This is a genomic window from Chitinophaga sp. (genome assembly GCF_036566945.1).
Classification (GTDB): domain Bacteria; phylum Bacteroidota; class Bacteroidia; order Chitinophagales; family Chitinophagaceae; genus Chitinophaga.
Map to the genome: position 1 here is coordinate 1 of NZ_DATCVJ010001017.1, position 4885 is coordinate 4885.

Annotated in this window: 6 protein-coding genes; all 6 read right to left on the minus strand. The window is 43.0% G+C overall.

Annotated elements, in window-relative coordinates; translation table 11 throughout:
• Positions 1-133, minus strand: a 133-nt coding sequence (yidD, locus tag VIP81_RS30475) for a membrane protein insertion efficiency factor YidD (RefSeq protein ID WP_331970867.1), incomplete at its 3' end; no start/stop codon positions are given.
• Positions 134-270: 137 nt separating this feature from the next.
• On the minus strand, positions 271-660 hold the full coding sequence (locus VIP81_RS30480) for a ribonuclease P protein component (protein ID WP_331970870.1): 390 nt from the start codon (positions 658-660) through the stop codon (positions 271-273).
• A 13-nt stretch (positions 661-673) separates the two neighbouring features.
• The gene (rpmH, locus tag VIP81_RS30485) at positions 674-829 is read right to left on the minus strand and encodes a 50S ribosomal protein L34 (protein ID WP_012788729.1); all 156 of its coding nucleotides are present in this window, start codon (positions 827-829) and stop codon (positions 674-676) included.
• A 180-nt stretch (positions 830-1009) separates the two neighbouring features.
• A complete protein-coding gene (locus tag VIP81_RS30490; protein WP_331970858.1) occupies positions 1010-1519 on the minus strand; it encodes an OmpH family outer membrane protein in 510 nt (169 codons plus the stop codon).
• 57 nt (positions 1520-1576) lie between these two features.
• Positions 1577-2092: an OmpH family outer membrane protein gene (locus tag VIP81_RS30495; protein WP_331970861.1), complete on the minus strand. Its 516-nt coding sequence runs from the start codon at positions 2090-2092 to the stop codon at positions 1577-1579.
• Between the two features lie 66 nt (positions 2093-2158).
• The coding region (locus tag VIP81_RS30500) for a BamA/OMP85 family outer membrane protein (protein ID WP_331970864.1) at positions 2159-4885 on the minus strand (2727 nt) is incomplete at its 5' end.

The window sequence follows — 4885 nt, forward strand, 5'->3', positions numbered from 1 at the left end:
ATGCTTCAATCCCATACTGAGAACAGGTGGGCGTATAACGGCATTTGCTCCCCAGCAAGGGGGATATAAACCATTGATACATCTTTATCAGGAAAATAAAAGGGTAAGTCAGCCAGCGCACTACACGATTCATATAAACAATATTTTAAGAAGCTGAAAGCTCAAGGCAAAAAGCTATTGCAGCGAAGGATAACAACGAAACCTTTGCGATAGGGACGATTTCAAAACATCATCTCCGCTCCTATAGCTTTCAGCTTTGGGCTTTCAGCCTTACGCTTGCTGCAGCTTCTTTAAAATTACCGAAATTTTGTCTTGCAGGGTAGAAAAGGAGGCTATTTTTTTGTCTGTATAGATTAGGAAAATGGCGAGCTGCCGGGATTGAGACTGGAGGTGGTCGTATAATTCCTGCTTTTGCAGGCGCCAGGCTTCGCGCCCCAGGCGTTTGATACGGTTACGGTCGACTGCATGTGGGAACTTGCGCGTAGCGGCACTAAAGCCTACCTGCACAGGGTATTTACACGGCTCCTTGAGGGGCATGTAAACCACACGGTATGGAAAAACAGAAAACGCTTTTCCTTCACGAAAAAGCGTTTCAATAAGTTTTCTGCTTTTTAACCTTTCTTCCTTTCTAAAAGAATAAGTTTTTATGGCAAATAGTATTTAGCTACTATAATTATTTCAGCTTACGCTCGTCAGAAACAGTCAGCTTCTTACGACCTTTTGCTCTACGGGAAGCCAATACCTTACGGCCATTAGCGGTTTCCATTCTCTTTCTGAAGCCGTGAACGCTCTTTCTGCGTCTGTTATGCGGTTGAAAAGTACGTTTCATTTCTTTTTTTTGTTTTTACCTGTACTATACTAAAACTCCCGAATTAAAGTATACTGTTTTTTAAAACGGAAGGCAAAGGTAGCAGAAAATATTTAGAAAGTAAAATTAAAATCCAAATTCCTAAATGTAAAGGTGGAATGCAGTACCAGCCGCATTCCACCTTTATATTAAAAGAATCAATTATTTAACGCCTAATTTAGCCTTAACTGGTACGAGAATATCGTCTGCAGCAGGGGAAACCAGCAGCATACCAGCAGAGCTGTCGATTACATAGCCGTAGCCTTTTTCCTTCGCTACATCTTCAATGGCTTTGCGTGCTTTATCGTAGATAGGTTTCAACAGTTCCTGCTGTTTAGCCTGTACTTTCTGTTCAGCAGCTTCGCGGTAGTCCTGGATACGTTTCTGAGCATCCTGGATTTCACGACCTTTAATTTCCTTCATATTGTCGGTCATAGTGGCCGCCTTGTCATCAAAATCCTTCATTTTCTTTGTGTACTCATCCACCATAGTTTTACCCTCACCTTCCAGGCTCTGAGCAAAAGTCTGCAGATCAGTTTCTGCCTTCTTAGCCTCCGGCATGCTGGCTACCAGAGCTTGTGCATTAATATGCGCTACCTTGGATTGTGCCATTGCATTCACGCTGAACAAACCGGTAACCGCCACAAAAGCAATAATTACGTACTTCTTCATGATGTTGTCTGTGTTTAAAAAAATTTAAATACTTATAGTTAAAAAATAGGTACACGATTATTTCTTCACCCCGAGGGATTTCAGAATCTCTTCGCTTTTGTCCAGCTTGGGATCAGAGAAAATAACGGTGGCACCTGCGGCCTTGTCCAGTACAAAGTCAAACATTCTGCTGGCAGATAATTTCTGCACGGCATTGTAGATCCTGTCCTGGATTGGTTTTACCAGTTCTTCTCTTTTCTTGAAAAGATCTCCTTCATAACCAAAACGCTTCTTCTGCAAATCCTTTGCCTCTTTTTCTCTTGCCACAATTTCATCCTCTCTTTTGCGCTTCAGTTCTTCTGTCAGCATTACCTGTTCGGCCTGATAAGATTTGTACATCTTATCTACTTCCTGGAATTTGGCATCAATTTCCTTCTGCCACTGTTCAGCAACGGCATCCAGTTTCTTCTGCGATTCCTTGTATTCAGGAATGCTTTCCAGTATATATTTTGTATCTATCACGCAATAGCGCTGTGCACTTGCTGCACCGCCCATAGCCAATACAATAGCGGCTGTAATAAATATTTTTCTCATGCTACAATAGATTTTTTGCAAAACCAAAACAACGGTTAAACTTGCAATATATAATTTATTTTCACATTATTCTGGTTCAAAACCGAGCATAAAGGTAAACTTGGCTGCGTCCTTCAGACCACCACCTGGTGTAAGACGATCAAACCCAATACCGTAATCAAATCCAAGCAATCCGAACATCGGGAGGTAGAAACGCATACCGATACCGGCAGAACGACGTAACCTGAACGGATTGTATTCCTGTAAATCCTTGTAACCATTCGCTGCTTCCAGGAAGGCCAGACCAAAAATCGTAGAACTTGGGTTCAGACTGAATGGATACCGCAGTTCCATCACAAACTTATTGAACACCGTAAATCCGGAGTAATTGGCAGGTTGACCATTTTCAGGATTGATGCTCGGATCGGATGTATAATACACCGGGTAGCCTCTCTGAGAAATGATATCACGATCGTAGATAGCGAAGTTACTCAAACCATCACCACCCATTTCAAATCTGCCGAAAGGCGACAGCGTTGTACGGTTGTTGTAACGACCAATGTAACCGAATTTCGCAGCTACTTTCAACACAAATGTTTTGTTGTCGGTACCCATTGGTTTGCTCAAAGGCACATACCATTCTGCGTTAAAGCGGTACTTCTGGTACTCGATAAATTTAAACTGTTCAGAAGCCGTTTCCTTGGAGTAGTCCTTATCAGGATTAAACAGGGAATACGGCGGCGTATACTGCGCTGATAACATGAAGTTGGAACCACTACGCGGGAAGATCTGCTGATCCACAGAAGATCTTGCCAGCGTTAATTTAATGTTCACGTTATTGGAAGTACCATTTTCAAAACCGGGAATACCAAAGTAGTTGTAGTTCTTCAGTTTATACTGCTGATAGTTCAAAGAGTAAATCAGGGTGAAATAGTCATCCGGCCATTTCAGCTGTTTACCCAGTGATACGGAAGCACCCAATACTTTGAAGTGACCATCGGTAGAAGTAGTGGTATCTCCAGGCAATTTATAATAATCGTTGTAAGCATAAGGATTCTGATAGCTGCTATAGAAGCTTACAGAAAACTGGTTTCTCTTCTTACCACCCAGCCATGGCTCAGTGAAAGAGAAGTTATAAGAACGGTAAGCTTTACCATTGGAAGATACACGCACAGACAGTTTCTGGCCATCTCCACTTGGTAATGGATCCCATGTTTCTTTTCTGAAGATGTTACGTAACGAGAAGTTATTGAACGTTACACCGAGCGTACCGGTTAAACCGATATAACCACCCCAACCTGCAGACAGCTCCAGCTGGTCATTCGCTTTTTCTTCTACGGTATAGTCAATATCCACGGTACCATCCTGTACGTTAGGAACAGGGTTCATACCGATCTTTTCCGGGTTAAAGAAACCCAGATTCGCAATTTCACGGTTGGAACGGATCAGATCCTGACGGCTGAACTTCTCACCTGGTATGGTGCGCAGTTCACGACGGATAACGTGTTCATTTGTTTTTTCGTTACCGGCAATGCGTACTTCCTTAATGGTAGCCTGCGGTCCTTCACGTAAACGGATTTCGTAGTCGATGGTATCGCCACGGATGCCGATTTCCACCGGATCGATCTGGAAGAACAGATATCCATAGTCCATGTAGTAACCACTGATATCGCCACCTTCCTGTGACATTTGTTTACCAATTCTTTTTTCCAGCAGTTCCAGGTTGTATATATCTCCTTTTTTGATACCGAGTAAACGGGTCAGTACGGAGTCGGAATAGCGGGTATTACCTTTCCAGGTGATATCACCGAAATAATATTTCTTTCCTTCAGAGATCTGCATATCAATATTCAGATTCTGCGTGCGGGTTTTGTAAGTTGTATCTCTTACGATGAGGGCATCACGATAACCTTTGGAGTTATAGAGACCTACTACTTTACCTTTATCCTCGATGTATTTGGTTTCATTAAACTTGGCAGAGCTAAACAGTTTAAAGCGGAAATAAGGGTCCAGCTTTTCCAGTGCGCGGGTAGGTTGCAGGAAACCATAGGTTTGCCAGAAATCATCCGGCTGGGCCAGGGAATCTACATATACCTGTTCCGTATCAGGATGCAGGGTAAAGCGGGAGCGCTCTTTGGTACCCTTCATCTTTTTCTTAATCTTGTTATCCGCAATATTGTAGTTGCCTACCAGGTTAATGGTTTCGATACGTACTTTATTTCCTTTGTTAACTGTAAAGATGACGTGTTTGGAATTCACCGCACCGCTGTCGGCTCTTTCTTCAATTTTTACAGTAGCGTTACCAAAACCTTTATCAGCATAAAATTTATGTACCACCCCGATAACGTTTTGTTTCATTGCCTGGGTAATCACACTTCCTTTACGCAAAGTTGCTTTGGCAGCAATATCATCTCCTTCTGTTTTCTTAATTCCTTTGAAGGAGAAGGTAGACATACGGGGCATTTCCGTTAATCCTATTTCCAGCCAGATTTTATTGTCTTCGATTTTGGTCACATAAATAGTCACATCTGCGAACAATCTTTGTGACCAGAGGCTTTGGATCGCTTTAGTAAACTGGTCACCACCGGGATAGGTTACCTTGTCGCCCACACTGAGGCCGGAAAGCGACAGCAGCAGTGACTTATCCAGGTACTGGGTACCGACAACGGTAATATCGGCAATTTCGTACTGTTGCGGATTTCCCATGTTGATCGGAGAAACGGCCGGCGGATTAGCAGGGGGCTGCATGGGGGGCACGGTATCTTTTTGCTGAGCGGATACACGAATGCCTGCACTGCAACATAATGCTATAGC